Source organism: Lysinibacillus sp. NPDC093210 (assembly GCF_044753985.1).
Lineage (GTDB): Bacteria > Bacillota > Bacilli > Bacillales_A > Planococcaceae > Lysinibacillus.
This window is the reverse complement of sequence record NZ_JBIVOE010000005.1, coordinates 104,847-120,982: the sequence shown is the minus strand read 5'-3', so window position 1 is coordinate 120,982 and position 16,136 is coordinate 104,847. Positions and strand designations below refer to the sequence as shown.

The 16,136-nt window shown below is 37.3% G+C and carries 15 protein-coding genes and 1 riboswitch; of the genes, 8 read left to right on the top strand and 7 right to left on the bottom strand.

Translation table 11 applies throughout. From position 1 onward, the window contains the following. The first annotated feature begins 55 nt into the window (after positions 1-55). Positions 56-991 (top strand): homoserine O-acetyltransferase MetA, encoded by a 936-nt coding sequence (gene metA / locus ACIP9C_RS13850; RefSeq protein WP_401011463.1) that lies wholly within the window; start codon positions 56-58, stop codon positions 989-991. Positions 992-1,067: 76 nt separating this feature from the next. Here metA and ACIP9C_RS13845 read toward each other — a convergent pair whose 3' ends face one another. The 6 genes from ACIP9C_RS13845 to plsY form a co-directional block, all read right to left on the bottom strand. Next, positions 1,068-2,366, bottom strand: a complete 1,299-nt coding sequence (locus ACIP9C_RS13845) for a GerAB/ArcD/ProY family transporter (RefSeq protein ID WP_401011461.1) — start codon at positions 2,364-2,366, stop codon at positions 1,068-1,070. Between the two features lie 26 nt (positions 2,367-2,392). After that, positions 2,393-2,626, bottom strand: coding sequence for a hypothetical protein (locus ACIP9C_RS13840; protein WP_401011459.1), 234 nt, complete (start codon positions 2,624-2,626; stop codon positions 2,393-2,395). A gap of 6 nt (positions 2,627-2,632) precedes the next feature. Beyond that, positions 2,633-3,829, bottom strand: a complete 1,197-nt coding sequence (locus tag ACIP9C_RS13835) for a Ger(x)C family spore germination protein (RefSeq protein ID WP_401011457.1) — start codon at positions 3,827-3,829, stop codon at positions 2,633-2,635. Between the two features lie 21 nt (positions 3,830-3,850). Continuing rightward, entirely contained in the window at positions 3,851-5,404 is a 1,554-nt protein-coding gene (locus ACIP9C_RS13830) for a spore germination protein (RefSeq protein ID WP_401011455.1), read from the bottom strand. A gap of 145 nt (positions 5,405-5,549) precedes the next feature. Continuing rightward, the gene (locus ACIP9C_RS13825) at positions 5,550-5,840 is read right to left on the bottom strand and encodes a HesB/YadR/YfhF family protein (protein WP_401011453.1); all 291 of its coding nucleotides are present in this window, start codon (positions 5,838-5,840) and stop codon (positions 5,550-5,552) included. An 18-nt stretch (positions 5,841-5,858) separates the two neighbouring features. Continuing rightward, positions 5,859-6,461, bottom strand: coding sequence for a glycerol-3-phosphate 1-O-acyltransferase PlsY (gene plsY / locus ACIP9C_RS13820; protein ID WP_401011451.1), 603 nt, complete (start codon positions 6,459-6,461; stop codon positions 5,859-5,861). Between the two features lie 652 nt (positions 6,462-7,113). Here plsY and parE point away from each other — a divergent pair. Together parE and parC are read left to right on the top strand one after the other, a co-directional pair. Beyond that, on the top strand, positions 7,114-9,090 hold the full coding sequence (parE, locus tag ACIP9C_RS13815) for a DNA topoisomerase IV subunit B (RefSeq protein ID WP_401011450.1): 1,977 nt from the start codon (positions 7,114-7,116) through the stop codon (positions 9,088-9,090). Next, positions 9,087-11,516 carry a DNA topoisomerase IV subunit A gene (gene parC, locus ACIP9C_RS13810; protein WP_401011448.1) on the top strand — a complete coding sequence of 810 codons (2,430 nt, stop codon included), beginning with the start codon at positions 9,087-9,089 and terminating at the stop codon, positions 11,514-11,516. The genes parE and parC overlap by 4 nt, the downstream gene beginning before the upstream one ends. 178 nt (positions 11,517-11,694) lie before the next feature. On the opposite strand, the gene ACIP9C_RS13805 is transcribed toward parC, so the two are convergent. Beyond that, the gene (locus tag ACIP9C_RS13805) at positions 11,695-12,105 is read right to left on the bottom strand and encodes a hypothetical protein (RefSeq protein WP_401011446.1); all 411 of its coding nucleotides are present in this window, start codon (positions 12,103-12,105) and stop codon (positions 11,695-11,697) included. A 189-nt stretch (positions 12,106-12,294) separates the two neighbouring features. Then, positions 12,295-12,406: riboswitch (TPP riboswitch) on the top strand. 194 nt (positions 12,407-12,600) lie between these two features. Between ACIP9C_RS13805 and ACIP9C_RS13800 the strand changes: the two genes are divergently transcribed. Genes ACIP9C_RS13800 through ACIP9C_RS13780 form a run of 5 tightly spaced genes read left to right on the top strand, consistent with a single transcriptional unit; the run spans position 12,601 to position 16,123 of the window. Next, a complete protein-coding gene (locus tag ACIP9C_RS13800) occupies positions 12,601-13,596 on the top strand; it encodes an ABC transporter substrate-binding protein (RefSeq protein WP_401011444.1) in 996 nt (331 codons plus the stop codon). Next, the gene (locus ACIP9C_RS13795) at positions 13,597-13,890 is read left to right on the top strand and encodes a thiamine-binding protein (RefSeq protein ID WP_401011442.1); all 294 of its coding nucleotides are present in this window, start codon (positions 13,597-13,599) and stop codon (positions 13,888-13,890) included. Beyond that, complete coding sequence (locus tag ACIP9C_RS13790; RefSeq protein WP_401011440.1) at positions 13,887-14,660, top strand: ABC transporter permease; 774 nt, start codon at positions 13,887-13,889, stop codon at positions 14,658-14,660. Before ACIP9C_RS13795 ends, ACIP9C_RS13790 begins: the two co-directional genes overlap by 4 nt. Further along, positions 14,635-15,384: an ABC transporter ATP-binding protein gene (locus ACIP9C_RS13785; protein ID WP_401011438.1), complete on the top strand. Its 750-nt coding sequence runs from the start codon at positions 14,635-14,637 to the stop codon at positions 15,382-15,384. The genes ACIP9C_RS13790 and ACIP9C_RS13785 overlap by 26 nt, the downstream gene beginning before the upstream one ends. Next, positions 15,374-16,123 (top strand): TatD family hydrolase, encoded by a 750-nt coding sequence (locus tag ACIP9C_RS13780; protein ID WP_401011436.1) that lies wholly within the window; start codon positions 15,374-15,376, stop codon positions 16,121-16,123. Before ACIP9C_RS13785 ends, ACIP9C_RS13780 begins: the two co-directional genes overlap by 11 nt. Positions 16,124-16,136 lie beyond the last annotated feature (13 nt).

The following is a 16,136-nucleotide window of genomic DNA, read 5'->3' as shown; positions in this document are numbered from 1 at the left end:
ATTTTTTAATTTTTATTAGATAGAGAGAAAAAATTAACGAAAAGGGGAATTCAATATGCCTATTAATATTCCAAAAAACTTACCAGCTGGAGAACATTTACGTGGGGAAAAAATATTCGTAATGGAAGAAGACCGCGCCAAAACGCAACAAATTCGTCCTTTAAATATTTTAATTTTTAATTTAATGCCAGAAAAAGAAAAGACAGAGCTACAATTACTGCGATTGCTCGGTAATACACCATTACAAGTGAATATTACATTTTTAAATACAGCAACACACGAATCAAAAAATGTTAGTAAATCACATTTACAGCTATTTTATTCGACGTTTAAAGAGGTTCGCCATCGTCGCTTTGACGGTATGATTATTACGGGGGCTCCTGTTGAAAAAATGGCATTTGAAGAAGTGAATTATTGGGAAGAAATCTCAGAAATAATGGATTGGTCCGTGAAAAATGTTACGTCTGTAATGCATATATGTTGGGGTGCACAAGCTGCGTTGTATCACCATTATGGTATCGGTAAATTTGAACTGCCAGAAAAGTGTTCTGGAGTATATTCACATGTCATTACCGATTTAACAGTCGATCTAGTGCGAGGCTTTAGTGACTTATTTACAGCGCCACATTCACGCTATACATCGGTTTCTATTGATGAAGTACGTAAGCACCCAGATTTACGCTTACTGTCCTATTCAGAAGATGCTGGCGTTTTTATTGTGCAGTCAAAGGATAATAAAAACATAATGATTACAGGTCACTTAGAATACGATGCGACAACATTAGCTGATGAATATTACCGTGATGTTGAAAAAGGAATTGATATTGCGATTCCTGTTAACTATTTCCCGAATAATAATCCTTCTAATGAGCCGATTAATACATGGCGAGCACATACGCATTTACTTTTTTCGAATTGGCTTAACTATTATGTTTATCAAGAAACACCGTACGAATGGGACTTTGTTGATGAAATTGAATACCATATTTAATTTGGAACTATACCATTTTGCAGTTAGAAAAACCACATTTCTCATTAAAAGTGAGAAATGTGGTTTTTGTGTTAACTTATTGAGATTCGGAATTTGGTTTGGTCGCATCTTGCTGCTTTTTTGATTCTGGTTGTTCCTTTGGAGCTTGCTGCGTTTTTGATTCTGGTTGTTCCTTTGGAGCTTGCTGCGTTTTTGATTCTGGTTGTTCTTTTGGAGCTCGCTTGTCTTTTGGTTGTTGTTCTTGAGATTCTTGCTGATTACTTGAAGAGCTTTGATTGTCTTCATTCTTTTTTATTTTGCGAATTTTTGCGACTGTTAGTAACAACAATGGAAGTAAAACGGTTAATAATCCTGAATACAACGGCCAAATATTCTCATTATAATTATTTGAATGGACGATATTCGGGTGAGCAATTTGAGCCAGTGCAACCATACATAATCCAAGTGGTAAAATGAGTGGACGAGGATCTTTTATTTTCAATATTTGTCCTAGACCAAGTACCGTTGCGTAAAAATAAATGAATGTTCGAATGTAAATGGATATAATCCACATAACAGCCATGATAATTTCAACGCGTTGAAAAAAATTACCTATAGAAATTCGTTGAGCTAGCGCATAGCTTGGAAATGTCTTAATTGATGTATTAGTTGAGCCAAGAACAAGTGTTGAAAGGGCAATAATGAGAATTAAGACAATTCCACCTAGCAGTGTGCCGATATAATATCCTTTTTGAGCTGCTTTATGTACATTGACTCCAGAAGGGAAAAACATAAGCAACACAGCAAGTGGGAAAGAAAAAACACTCGTAAAGTTTAGCGTACCGACGATTAATGATTTTGTGTCTGTTTCATAGACTGGCATGATATTTTCAATATTGATTTGAGGGGAAATACAAATAATAAAAATAATAAAAATTAACAAAAATATTGGAAAGAGTATTTCCACTGAACGTGCAAAAACTTCAATCCCTAAATACGACGCGAAAACGATAATAATCGTAAATAAAACAGCAAAGGACAGAGTAGGCGTTTCAGGCATCACTTCCGTTTGCATAAAAATCCCGATGAAATATAATAATTCGCTTGCTGAAAAAAATGTTAAAGACATAAAACAAAGCGATGTCAAAGTACCGATGAATTTGCCGAATATTTTTCCGTTCGCTTCAATAAACGTAAGGTTTGGAGTTTGATTTCCTAATGATACAAAGAGCTTTATTAATAAAAAGCTTAATAGTACACCAATAGTCGCTCCAATCCACGCATCTTGGCTGAGTTTTTCTGTAATACTTGCTGGCACAATTAATATAGCGGTTCCAATTGAATAGAGAAGGGTAATGACTGTAAATTGTCTTGCGCTAATGAGTTGTTTATCCATCGTACACTACCCTTTCTTTTCATTTTTTATTGAAAAAATGTAAGTAAAAATTTTCTAATAGGCGTTAAAATAAATGTAATGAAATCTAAAGGACTGGGAATGTTCTTTTTTAATCCAATGGCAATATTTAATGTCGCTCCTATGCTTAATATAATGGAAAAGACGATAATTGTTTTTTTTTCGCCTTTTTTCTTTAAATTAGGAATGACACTGTAGGCAATGGCTAAAGAAAATACTACGAAAACAATCGTTATAAACATCGCTAGCTACTCCTTTGAATTGTGCAATAATGAATTTTGGATTGTTCCTAATCCTTGTGTAGCCACATTGACTTCGATATTGACAGCTACTTCGGGATATATTGTAGACCATTCTTTTTTTGTTTCCTTCCATTTTTTAGGGTCTTTCCGATGGAGTGCTTCCCCAAAGCCCAATATATCGAGTTTATAATTTTTTTGAATCGTATCTAGCGTTTTTTTCGTTTGTTCTTTTATCCGTTCTTCGGTCTTTTTATTAATATAATGAATGCTTTTGTTTTTAGTTAAATTAATTGGGCAATTTACTTCGCCGATATTTTGTGTAATATCAATTTTTATTGTTATTTTTGGAATGCCATTTTTAAAAGTTCCCTTAATTTGAGATGTCGATTTTGTAATTTCTGTCGACAACTTCCCACCATTTGGGCAAGAAAGAACTTCTACGGTACTTTCAATTTTGTTATTTAAAAAATTATAGTAAATACTTTCCTCTTCGGATAAAAGCCCTATCAATTTATCTTCTTTAAAAACAGCTATACCAATATATTTTAAAATAACGGGGGTTTTAATTCTTTCTACATTTGTTTGATCTATTCCTAATTTAGTATCTCCTTCTATTTCAACAACCGATAAAACAGCACTTTTTTCTTTGCTACTAAGGGTGTTAAGTAGTTCGTCTGTATTTACAGATAATGTTGAACCCCAAGATTTTTCGGATACCTTAATTGAATTTAACAATTTATTGGCAGGCATTTTTTCAATCGGGGTTAAGACGTTGAGCACTTCTTTTGCTGTTGAATCATGCGTTATGATAACATCAAAATCGTTTCGAAATTCATGATCTCTTGCGATAAAGTCGAGTGGTTCGTTTATTCCTTCTTCAGCTAATTTCTCACCGATAACTACCATTTGGAGATGAGCAAAATAAGGTCTCCGGGGTGTTATAGTCGTCATTCTTCGAATTGCTTCAAACACACTTTTTCCTTTTGCATGGTAGGTGACTACAGGTGATCGTCCGCTAGAAGGTTGCTTTGAGGAAATTTCACTAGGATCAACGACTTGGATAGAAATTTCATATTCATCATCTATTTTATCTACACCAAGTGCAACGACAATCGCTAATTCGTTTAACTCACGCTTACTCCAGCAACCACTTAATAATAAAGTGAGGATTAACAATAACAAAATCATCTTCATTTTTGACATGACGTATTCCTCATTTACACATTAATGTTGATTTCTTTTTATTTCTTCGTGATATCGTTGTTCTCTAACTTTATTTTTTTGACTGAACAGCCTCGGTCTTGTGAGTAAATCTCTACGTGGGAACAAAATCATTGCATCTTTTTGATCTTTCATAATGAGTGGCCCAAAAGGACTCATATATGGAACGCCAAATGAACGTAAACTACATAAGTGAAGTATAATCATCATAATGCCAAACATAACGCCAAATAAACCAAACATCGCGGCTAAAATCATCAATGGGAAACGTAGAACCCGAATCGTGTTTGATAAGCCATAGGAAGGAAACAGAAAGCTACAAATGGCTGTTAATGCAACAATAATGACCATTACAGCTGATACTACGCCCGCTTCCACGGCTGCTTGACCAATTACTAATGTCCCTACAATGGAAACTGCTGGTCCAATCGTTCTAGGCATTCGAAGGCCTGCTTCACGTAAAATTTCAAAGGCAATCTCCATAATTAGTGCTTCTACTACAGCGGGGAAGGGCACACCTTCTCGCTGTGAAGCGATACTAATAAGCATTGCCGTTGGAAGCATTTCTTGATGAAAGGTAGTAATGGCTACATATAGGGAAGGCATTACTAATGCAAGACAAATACCAAAAAAACGTAAAAGTCGAATTAATGAACTAATAATCCAATTTTGGTAATAATCTTCTGCAGCCTGTAAAAAAGATGTGAATATTACAGGGACGGTTAGTACAAGAGGTGTTCCATCCACTAATATTGCTATTTTACCTTCTAACAACTCTGCTGCAACGACATCTGGGCGCTCCGTATTATAAATCATTGGAAATAAAGAGAATTTAGAATCCTGAATAAAGTCCTCTAAATAGCCGGTTTCTAATACGCCATCAATGACAATATTATCTAAACGATCTAGCACCTCTTGGACAATTTTGTCATTGGCAATGCCATTTATATACATTACAGCTACGTCTGTTTGCGTGACATCTCCAATAATTCGAGATTTTATCCAAAGGTCTGGACTTTTAATCTTTCGACGGATGAGTGCCGTATTTGTACGCAACGTTTCAGTAAAAGACTCTCTTGGACCTCTAATTACGGACTCTGTTTGTGGCTCAGTGACAGCTCTATCTTTTGCGCTTTTGGTGTCTGTCGCAATCGCAATCGATTGTCCCTCTAATAGAATGACTGTTTCACCATTTAGAATGGAGGCAAAAAAAGCGGTGAAATCTAAAATATCCTTTGCACCGCCTACCGCTAAGCATTGCTTTTTTATATAGTCGTTTATGTTGGTTACTTTATTGTCAGACCCATTGTCAATTTCAAGCATCAAATCTTCTAATATAAAGTCTGTAATCACATTTTTATCGGATATGCCATCAATGTTAATTAGCGCGATGGATTGGTTATTTAATTTATTAAGTGTAATTTCACGGATAATTACATCGTTGCTATTACCAAGTGCTTCTTTAATCGTATAAATATTTTCTGAAAGAGAAGTGTGCAGTAAATTCGTTGAAGGATTTTGCAGTTGGGAGGTATTGTTGTTTTCTGAAACTGGCATTTTGTTTCCTCCTCAAAATATAGATTGACTAGTTAGAGGATGGTCAATTTTACAAAGAGCTAAACCAAATAGTGCAAACTAAAGATTGTGATTACACAAAATGAAAAAAGTGCTTCCTTTCATTTTGGTGAAAGGAAGCACTGTATTATTTTAAATAGTCATATTTTAATTCGTAAAGTTGTTTGTCAACGTCAATGTGTAAGTTATAATCGTTAAAAAACCATAAATCTTTCTCATCGATATAGTAGGTCACACCATCAATTTTAGTTTGAACACCTATTTCGAAAGGTTCTTCGCGAGTCATCCCAAGAGAAAATCCTTCATGGAAAGGGCTTGAACCACCATATCTTGCATAAAATCGGATTGTATCACCTGTTTCGACTTCCATTTCGTTTTTAAACCATTGAAGCGCTTCATCTGTCAGTGCGATATTCATGTGTGAACTCCTTTCATGTTAAAGCCATTTCACTTTTGGTTCAGTACCATTTTTAATGCGCGTAATATTTGCTCTGTGACGATAAACAATAAAAATAAATAAAAAGGCTACTAATATAGCTAATGCGAAATCGCCTGTCACAAAAAAATAAATAATCGAATAGATTAATGCAACTAGTGCAGCAATCATCGATGTTAGGCTGACAATTTTCGTAAGCTTTAACGTTACGATAAATGCGATGAATAGTAAAATGAATAGTGGCCAAGAATAGCCAAGTAGGACGCCAGCTGATGTGGCAACAGCTTTTCCGCCACGGAAGCTGGCAAAAATAGGAAACATATGACCAATAACCGCAACAAGTCCTAAAATAAGTCCGTGAATTGTGGCATCAGAGAAAACAGGGAGTGTTACTAATAACACAGCAGCTGTACCTTTTAAAATATCCATGATTGTAACAACTAAACCTGCTTTTTTACCTAATATACGGAAGGTGTTGGTAGCACCTAAATTGCCGCTACCATGCTCGCGAATATCTGTTTTGTAAAATATTTTGCCAATCCATAACCCAGAAGGTATAGAGCCGATAAGATAGGCACATAAAATAATAAGTCCGTTTAACATAGGTGGACTCCTTTCATCCAAATAATAACACTTGGTACTAATAGTTTGTAACAAGTATTTTACACTTTTTCTCTTTAATCTACAATGATATGAAGGAGATTTCATCATGGGCCTTGAATTCAATACAAAAGGAAAATATTTCACTATGATTTCAAAAGTCACAGGCTTATGTTAGCTTATGTTAGGTTGTACGACACTATTATAGTATCAATACCTAAGCCCTTTCTTAAAAATATAGGTAAAATGGCAATTTTGTCAATCACACATTCCTTTGGTAGAATAGAAGTCTATCTTTAATTTCTATGTGAAGCTATAAAAAATCATCATTCAACAGATAACGCCTACTCATCACGATTTGGTAAGTTGAGTTTAAGCATGTAGTTGGCGTTTATTGCTGGCTGAATGAAGATAGAGCCTATGACGATAGTTGTGGATTTTGTATAGTGGTCATTGCAGTAAGCTCCAGGCAGTTGCTGTCATTTATGTCCGTTAATTGGCTTTGATTGGTCGTTTAACAAAATTCATAGAAGACATTACGCCATAGCGTAAACAAAAATATATATATCTGTCACTAGCTATTGACAGGAAATGCTATTATTATTAGGATGAGAACGTAATCAGAACATGCGTTTGTTTTTTGGAGGGGAATCTTTTGGCGAATAAACAGTCACCAAGCGTCTATAATGATGACGCCATTCAAGTATTAGAAGGATTAGAAGCGGTACGAAAGCGACCCGGCATGTATATCGGTTCCACAGACGGCAGAGGACTTCATCACCTTGTATATGAAATCGTGGATAATGCGGTGGATGAAGCACTAGCTGGCTTTGGTTCTCATATCATAGTCACAATTCATAAAGATCAGAGCTTAAGTGTTCGAGACTTTGGACGAGGGATGCCAACAGGTATGCATAAAATGGGCAAGCCTACCCCAGAAATTATTTTCACTGTATTACATGCAGGCGGCAAATTTGGGCAAGGCGGCTATAAAACGAGTGGTGGCTTACATGGTGTTGGTTCTTCAGTTGTCAATGCTTTGTCGACATTTTTAGAAGTAACGATTCATCGTGATGGCAAAAAGTATAAGCAGCGTTTTGAAAACGGAGGACACCCTGCAACGACACTTGAAGAAATTGGTCAAACAAAACAAACAGGAACACTTGTCCATTTCCTGCCAGATGACACAATCTTTTCAGTCACAAAATTTAATTATGATACGCTTGCAGAACGTTTACGTGAGTCTGCATTTTTATTAAAAGGATTAAAAATTGAGTTAATCGATCAACGCGAGGAAGGCAAAGGTGATGTTTTCTTTTATGAAAACGGCATTGAAGCTTTCGTTGCGTATTTGAATGAAGAAAAAGATGTTCTTCATCCTGTGAAATATGTAGAGGGTGAACAAGATGATATCGAGGTTGAATTTGCCTTCCAATTCAACGACGGCTATTCAGAAACTATTTTATCGTTTGTTAACAACGTTCGTACACGTGATGGTGGCACACATGAAACAGGTGCAAAATCTGCGTTGACGCGAGTTTTCAATGAATATGCACGTAAGATTGGTCTATTGAAAGATAAAGATAAAAATCTTGAAGGGACAGATATTCGTGAAGGTTTAGCGGCGATTATCTCTGTTCGTATTCCAGAGCATTTATTACAATTTGAAGGCCAAACGAAAGGTAAGCTTGGTACGAGTGAGGCGCGTTCTGTAGTAGATAGCGTTGTTTCAGAGCAGATTTTATATGTACTTGAAGAGAACGCGGAGCTCTCAGCTTCCCTTGTTCGAAAAGCGATACGTGCACAACAAGTCCGTGAAGCGGCGCGTAAAGCGCGTGAGGACGCTCGTAACGGGAAGAAAAACAAAAAAGGTAGTACGATCCTTTCAGGAAAGCTAACACCTGCACAATCTCGCAATGCTGCGAAAAATGAATTATATCTAGTCGAAGGTGACTCTGCCGGCGGTTCAGCAAAACAAGGGCGAGACCGTACTTTCCAGGCAATTTTACCGTTACGCGGTAAGGTCATTAATACTGAAAAAGCGAAGCTCCAAGATATTATGAAAAACGAGGAAATTTCAACGATTATTCATGCTATCGGTGCTGGGGTAGGAGCGGATTTCTCAGTAGAAGATTCTGCTTACGATAAAGTTGTCATTATGACCGATGCTGATACGGATGGCGCACATATTCAGGTGCTACTATTAACGTTCTTCTATCGTTACATGCGCCCGTTAATTGAGGCGGGTAAAGTATTTATCGCACTGCCACCACTTTACAAAGTATCTAGAGGTGTTGGTAAAAAAGAGGTCATTGAGTATGCTTGGACCGAAAACGATTTACAAAAAGCTATTAAAAAGGTCGGAAAAGGCTATATTCTGCAACGCTATAAAGGTCTTGGTGAGATGAATGCAGATCAGCTATGGGATACAACGATGAACCCTGAAACACGTACTTTAATTCGTGTTACGATTGAGGATGGAGCACGTGCAGAGCGTCGTGTGACGACGTTAATGGGCGATAAAGTAGAGCCGCGCCGTAAATGGATCGAAGCAAATGTAGACTTCGGCATGGAGGATGATTCAAATATTTTAGACAATGAATTCATCCAACAAGAGGAGGACCAAGCATGAGTAGTACGGAAAAGTTTCAAGATTTACCTTTAGAAGAAGTAATGGGTGACCGTTTTGGTCGCTATAGTAAATATATAATTCAAGACCGAGCGTTGCCAGATGCGCGCGACGGTCTTAAACCTGTACAACGTCGTATTTTATTTGCAATGTATACAGAAGGAAATACGAATGAAAAACCGTTCCGTAAGTCTGCAAAAACAGTCGGGAATGTTATCGGTAACTACCATCCACATGGTGATAGTTCGGTATATGAAGCAATGGTGCGCATGAGTCAGGATTGGAAGGCTCGCCATATGTTGATTGAAATGCATGGTAATAATGGTTCCGTTGACGGTGACCCTCCAGCTGCGATGCGTTACACAGAAGCAAGATTATCAGCAATTGCTGCTGAAATGTTACGTGATATCGGTAAAAAAACAGTGGAATTTATACCGAACTTTGATGATCAGGATATGGAACCAACTGTATTACCTGCTCGCTTCCCAAATTTACTTGTTAACGGCTCGACAGGGATTTCTGCTGGTTATGCGACGGATATTCCACCTCACGCACTTAATGAGGTGTTAGATGCGGTGTTAATGCGTTTAGATCAACCGAATGCTACTGTTGATGAGCTCATGACGGTTATTAAAGGTCCTGACTTCCCAACAGGCGGGATTATCCAAGGTGTAGATGGCATTAAAAAAGCTTATGAGACAGGGCGCGGTAAAATTATTGTGCGTGCTCAAGCAGCCATTGAACCATTAAAAGGCGGGAAAGAGCAAATCGTTATTACGGAATTACCGTATGATGTTAATAAGGCGAATCTTGTTAAGAAAATTGATGAACAACGTGTCGATAAACGACTTGAAGGTATTGCTGAAATCCGTGATGAATCCGATCGTACAGGATTACGCGTAGTAGTTGAGCTGAAAAAAGATGTGCCAGGAAAAGGAATTTTAAATTATCTCTTCAAAACTACAGATTTGCAAGTAGCCTACAATTTTAATATGATCGCTATCCATAATCGTCGTCCTACGATGATGACCTTGCCACTGCTACTTGATGCGTACATAGCCCATCAAAAGGAAGTGGTGACAAACCGCTCGATTTATGATTTGCAAAAGGCGAAAGACCGTTCGCATATCGTTGATGGTTTGATTAAAGCACTTTCTATTTTAGATGAAGTAATTGCGACGATTCGTTCATCGAATGATAAACGTGATGCGAAAACGAATTTACAGGTCAAGTATGACTTTACTGAAGTTCAATCTGAGGCCATTGTGAGCTTACAATTATACCGTTTAACAAATACGGATATTACAGAGCTACGTCATGAACAAGATGAATTAAATGCACTAATTACAAAGCTAGAAGGTATTTTGCATAGTGAGGCTAAGCTGATTCGTGTCATAAAACAAGAATTGCTCGACATTAAAAAACGGTTTTCTGAGCCACGTCGTTCGAAAATCGAACAAGAAATTGAGGAAATTAAAATTACGCTAGATGTCCTTGTGCCAAGTGAAGAAGTTGTGGTTACAGTGACAAAAGATGGTTATATTAAGCGTACATCTACTCGTTCTCACGCAGCGTCCAATGGGCAAGATTTTGCGATGAAAGATTCGGATTATTTATTGTATGAGGCAACCTTAAATACACAACATCATGTACTGCTGTTCACAAATCGTGGAAATTATATTTATCAGCCCGTGCATGAATTGCCAGATATTCGTTGGAAGGATCTTGGTCAGCATATTTCAAGTATTGTGCCAACGGGTGAAGACGAAACAATTATTGCTGTTTATGGTTTTGACTCATTTGAACAGCCAAACACCTATATTTTAACTGCTACAAAAGAAGGGCAAATCAAACGTTCACCATTACCTGATTATGCCGTTACACGTTATTCTAAACCGATTAAAACGATGAATGTGAAATCGGGTGATGAAATGATACTTGCGGACATTGTATCGGATGATGCCGAATTGTTATTAATCACAGATACTGCATATGCTATCCGATTCCCGATTGAAGAGCTGCCTGTCACTGGCGTTAAAACTGGTGGTGTGAAAGGTATTACTTTAAAAGATGGGGAAGAATTGGTTGGTGTCACAATATTAAAACCGTCTGACACGGAGTACGTTGTAATTGTTACACAGCGTGGTGCCGTGAAAAAGATGAATGTTGCCGAAGTCGATATAGCTAGTCGTGCAAAACGCGGGTTAAAAGTGTTAACAGAATTAAAAGCGAATCCACACCGAATTGTTGCGGTTGTAAGGGCTAGTGATGAGGAACAGGTTATTGTTGAAACGGATAAGGGCGTGCAAGAAATCATTGATGTCAAAGGGTTAACACGCGCTGATCGTCATTCAAACGGCTCCTTCAAAGTCGATATCGCTACAGATGGTGCCATTTCACATGTAGTTAAAAGGAAAAAAGAAGAGTAACAAACTACTTTGCCCATGTTCTATCATAAGAACTGGGCTTTTTTTAATGGTAGTTTTATTGCTTTCAACTAGTTTGAAAAAGGAGAAATGTTAGCACTTGAAAACATAAAAAAACTGTTGAGTCATTTTCAATAACAGAAAAAAAGACCTCTATAATCATAGGTCGTTAGTAAGGCTTCTATTCTTCAACAATTTCTAACTGTTTGTAATAGTTATTTACAATTGGATAAATATCCGGTTTTGAATCGTAATAGATATTGTCAATGTGATGTAAAGTAAATTTAAATTCCTTTTTACCATCCAAAAGCGTAATACTATACCGCCAGCCGACACGTTCTTCTTGATTATCTTGAGGCGTAAATATTATTTCTTTAATTAAAGCTAGAAATTCATTGATGTCAGCTTGCTTAGTAATCGTTTTAGAAGCTCCAGTTGAACCATCCTGTATGATAACTTTATCTACATTTACAATTTTCGCGTCTTTATAAAACGCCTCTAATAATTGTGTATTTCCACTAATATTTTCATCAGTACAGGCAGAAAGTCCAAATAGAATTACTAATAATTTTAAGAAAAACGATTTTTTCAAATGACCACCTCAAAGTCTCTTTTTTTCTAGTAGACTTATTAAAATACAAATAGTTACATTTTTTCGGATAAGTTTTGGTAGTAATTACAATAATCTTTTAATAACAACTTAAATTTTATCGCGTTTGAAATTACTAGCTTGTCATTTTACGATAGATATGGGTATAATAATCAACGAAAAGTTCATAAGTTAAGAATGTAGGGGGGCTGGAAGTTGCCAGCTGAGATTGCGTCCATTTAGATGCTGACCCTTTGAACCTGATTTGGCTCGTACCAGCGTAGGGAACATCTATTCAAAAATATTCGTATACTATTTTTTGATACCGTTTGCAAACGTCTGGGATAATTCCTAGGCGTTTTTTGTTTAGGATTCATTATTCCGCCTATAACTAGGAGTAATCTATCATAAGCGATGCAAATGGCCTTAGAATACCTTTTTCTGGTGAAAACATTCAATCATGAACACTTTCAAACTACTAGACTTGGAGGACACAGCATGAAAAAGTGGTTTTTCGTTCTTGTTGCTGCATTATTAACATTAGTTGGTTGTAGCGAAAAAGAGGACAAAGAGGAAACAAGCACATTGAAAAAGGTATCCGTTGTACTGGACTGGACACCTAATACAAATCATACAGGACTTTATGTTGCGAAAAAGCTCGGCTACTTTGAGGAGCAAGGTTTAGACGTAGACATTATCTTACCTGGTGATGCTGGTGCAGATCAGCTTGTTGCATCGGGCAAAGCGCAGTTTGGCGTAAGCTATCAGGAAGGTATTACCCAAGCACGTGTACAGGATGTACCGCTAGTATCGATTGCCGCAATTATTCAGCATAATACATCTGGCTTTGCATCAGATGCTTCAAAAGGTATTACGTCACCAAAGGATTATGAAGGAAAAACATATGGTGGCTGGGGTTCCCCAGTTGAACAAGCTGTTTTACAATCTCTTATGCAAAAAGAACATGCCGACATTAAGAAATTAGATATCGTTAATGCTGGAGATTTAGACTTTTTCACAATGATGCAGAAGGATATTGATTTTGCATGGATCTATTATGCTTGGACAGGTATTGAGGCGGAGCTTCGTGGAGAAAAATTAAATATGCAGTATTTAACAGACTATAGTGAGCAACTCGATTATTATACACCTGTACTTGCAACGAATGAAAAGATGATTAAGGATAATCCTGATGTGGTAAAGGCATTTGTTGCAGCTACTACAAAAGGTTATGAGTATGCGATTGAACATCCTAGTGAAGCGGCTGATATATTGCTTGAAGCGGTACCTGACTTAGATAAAGCACTTGTGCATAAAAGTCAGGAATGGTTAGCAAACAAATATCAAGATGATGCAGCGCAATGGGGCGAACAAAAATTAGCAGTTTGGGAAAACTATGCGGAATGGATGACAAAGAACAACGTTTTAGAAGGCGAATTCCATGCAGATCAAGCTTTTACAAATGATTTCTTACCAGAGAAAGGAGCAAAATAAATGGCTAATTCATTAATTAGTGTACAAATTATACCTAAAACAGAAAAATACGAGGATGTAATTCCTTTCGTTGATGCGGCGATTGCGATTATCGATGCTTCAGGTGTGCGCTATGAAGTGCAGCCACTAGAAACGACTATGGAAGGTGAACTGTCTACCTTACTGCAAATTATTGAAAAGATGAATAAAAAAATGATTGAATTGGGTGCCATTAATGTTATTACGCAAGTAAAAATTTTATATCAGCCAACTGGCATTACAATGGGGACGTTGACGGAGAAGTATCGAGGATGAAACAGGTAGTAACGAAAGGAAGGTCGATTATTTTTATCGCCTTCCTGTTAGTTATTTGGGAAATCATTATCCGTTTGGCTGACATCCCACATTGGCTATTACCAGCACCGAGTGCCATCGTTACTGAGGGTGTTCACTCTTATGAAACGTTTATGCCCCATGTGTTCGCCACTATACAGCTAGCGGTACTTGGCCTTGCTATTGGTATATTTTTCGGCTTGAGTGTTGCGATATTATTACACCGCTCAGCGACGGTAAGGGCATTTGTGTATCCGATTTTAATTGTGTCACAAAATGTGCCTGTCCTAGTCCTTGCACCTTTATTAATTATTTGGTTTGGTTTCGGGCTGTTACCGAAGCTGATTATTATTTGTCTCGTTTGCTTTTTTCCGATCGTTATTGCGGCAATGGATGGATTTCGTCAAACATCAGCTGAGCTTAAGCATTATTTTTCAATGATTGGTGCAACAAAAGGTCAAACATTTTGGAAATTAGAATGGCCTTTTGCTTATCCTTCTATATTTTCTGGTATTAAAATTGCAGCGACTTATAGTGTGATGGGAGCTGTCATCGCAGAATGGCTTGGAGCGAAAAAGGGGATTGGTGTCTATATGACACTTGCTCAATCATCGTTTCGTACGGATCGTGTATTTGTGGCGATATTTGCGATAGTTTTGTTAAGTTTATTGCTATTTAGTGTTATTCGTTTTGTTGAAAAGCTTGTTGTAAAGGGGAGGGGATCACATGCTGAACATTCAAGACATTTCTAAATCCTTTGGCTCGCTTGAAGTAGTTAAAAACTTATCTTTTACCGTTAAGGAAGGCGAATTTGTGGCGATCATTGGTCCCTCTGGTAGTGGTAAAAGCACTCTCTTTCAATTAATAGGAGGAATAACGCCTTTGAATCATGGTGCTATTTTGTTAAATGGAGACGACATTCAGCAAAAAACAGGCACTATTGGTTACATGCCACAGCAACCTTGCTTATTACCATGGCGGACAATTTTGGAAAATGTCACAATCGTAGAAGAATTGCAGCAGCGACCTAATATAGAACTTGCAAGAAAATGGCTAGAAAAGGTTGGCCTATCCTCTTTTGAAAATGCTTATCCTCATGCTTTATCAGGGGGCATGCAGCAACGTGTATCATTTCTGCGAGCTATCGTCAGTGAGAAACCAATCTTATGCCTAGATGAGCCGTTTTCAGCGCTGGATGAGTTTACAAGATTAGAAATGCAGGCATGGCTGTTATCCATTTGGGAGGAACATAAAAAATCAATCTTGTTTGTTACACATAGTATTGAAGAGGCGTTATTTTTAGCAGATCGCATTATTGTACTAACAAAACGTCCAGCTACAATCAAGGAGGAAATAATTGTTCCGTTTGCACGACCACGATCCGAGGAAATTCGTCATTGTGCACAGTTTACACAATTAAAACAACAACTTTTCCATTACTTAAAAGAAGAAAAGGACGATGCATATGTTGATTGATGCACATATCCATTTAGATCAGTATAAGGAAGAAGAAGTGCCTCGGCTACTTGAAGAAGCACAATATGTCATTGCGGTGAGTATGGACTTGCAATCTAGTAAGAAAACGCTGAAGTTAACGAAATCATACGATAAGGTAAAGGCAGCCTATGGTTTTCATCCTGAACAATCTTTACCTAATGATAAGGACAGACAAGCCTTATTTGATTGGATACGGCTTCATGCTAGTGAGATGATTGCCATTGGAGAGGTCGGGTTACCTTATTATCGTAGACAAGCTCAGAAGATTGATGAGCGGCCTTATATACATTTATTAGAACAATTTATTAAATTGGCTAAAGAGCTTCGCAAACCGATTGTGTTACATGCTGTTTACGAAGACGCTTTAATCGCATGCGATTTACTTGAGCAACACGGTGTGACGAAAGCACATTTTCATTGGTTTAAGGGAAGTGAAGAGGCAATTGTGCGCATGATACATAATGGCTACTATATTTCAATTACACCTGATTGTGTTTATGAAGCGGAAATTCAAGCATTGATTAAAAGATATCCATTGGAACTCATGATGGTTGAAACAGATGGTCCATGGCCATTTGAAGGACCTTTTGACAAAGATCGTACTTCGCCGTATATGATGACTAAAACCATCGAAGTAATTGCAACTATTAAAGGCTTAACAACACAAGAAGCGGCAAATATTGTAACACAAAATACGAAGAAATTTTATAATTTATAAAGACACGACAAAA

Coding starts and splice junctions, on each gene's coding strand:
- ACIP9C_RS13835 (WP_401011457.1), bottom strand. CDS start 3,829: ATGTCAAAAATGAAGATGATTTTGTTATTGTTAATCCTCACTTTATTA.
- ACIP9C_RS13800 (WP_401011444.1), top strand. CDS start 12,601: ATGAAAAAGTGGTTTTTCGTTCTTGTTGCTGCATTATTAACATTAGTT.
- ACIP9C_RS13830 (WP_401011455.1), bottom strand. CDS start 5,404: ATGCCAGTTTCAGAAAACAACAATACCTCCCAACTGCAAAATCCTTCA.
- metA (WP_401011463.1), top strand. CDS start 56: ATGCCTATTAATATTCCAAAAAACTTACCAGCTGGAGAACATTTACGT.
- ACIP9C_RS13825 (WP_401011453.1), bottom strand. CDS start 5,840: ATGAATATCGCACTGACAGATGAAGCGCTTCAATGGTTTAAAAACGAA.
- parC (WP_401011448.1), top strand. CDS start 9,087: ATGAGTAGTACGGAAAAGTTTCAAGATTTACCTTTAGAAGAAGTAATG.
- ACIP9C_RS13780 (WP_401011436.1), top strand. CDS start 15,374: ATGTTGATTGATGCACATATCCATTTAGATCAGTATAAGGAAGAAGAA.
- ACIP9C_RS13795 (WP_401011442.1), top strand. CDS start 13,597: ATGGCTAATTCATTAATTAGTGTACAAATTATACCTAAAACAGAAAAA.
- ACIP9C_RS13840 (WP_401011459.1), bottom strand. CDS start 2,626: ATGTTTATAACGATTGTTTTCGTAGTATTTTCTTTAGCCATTGCCTAC.
- plsY (WP_401011451.1), bottom strand. CDS start 6,461: ATGTTAAACGGACTTATTATTTTATGTGCCTATCTTATCGGCTCTATA.
- ACIP9C_RS13785 (WP_401011438.1), top strand. CDS start 14,635: ATGCTGAACATTCAAGACATTTCTAAATCCTTTGGCTCGCTTGAAGTA.
- ACIP9C_RS13790 (WP_401011440.1), top strand. CDS start 13,887: ATGAAACAGGTAGTAACGAAAGGAAGGTCGATTATTTTTATCGCCTTC.
- ACIP9C_RS13845 (WP_401011461.1), bottom strand. CDS start 2,366: ATGGATAAACAACTCATTAGCGCAAGACAATTTACAGTCATTACCCTT.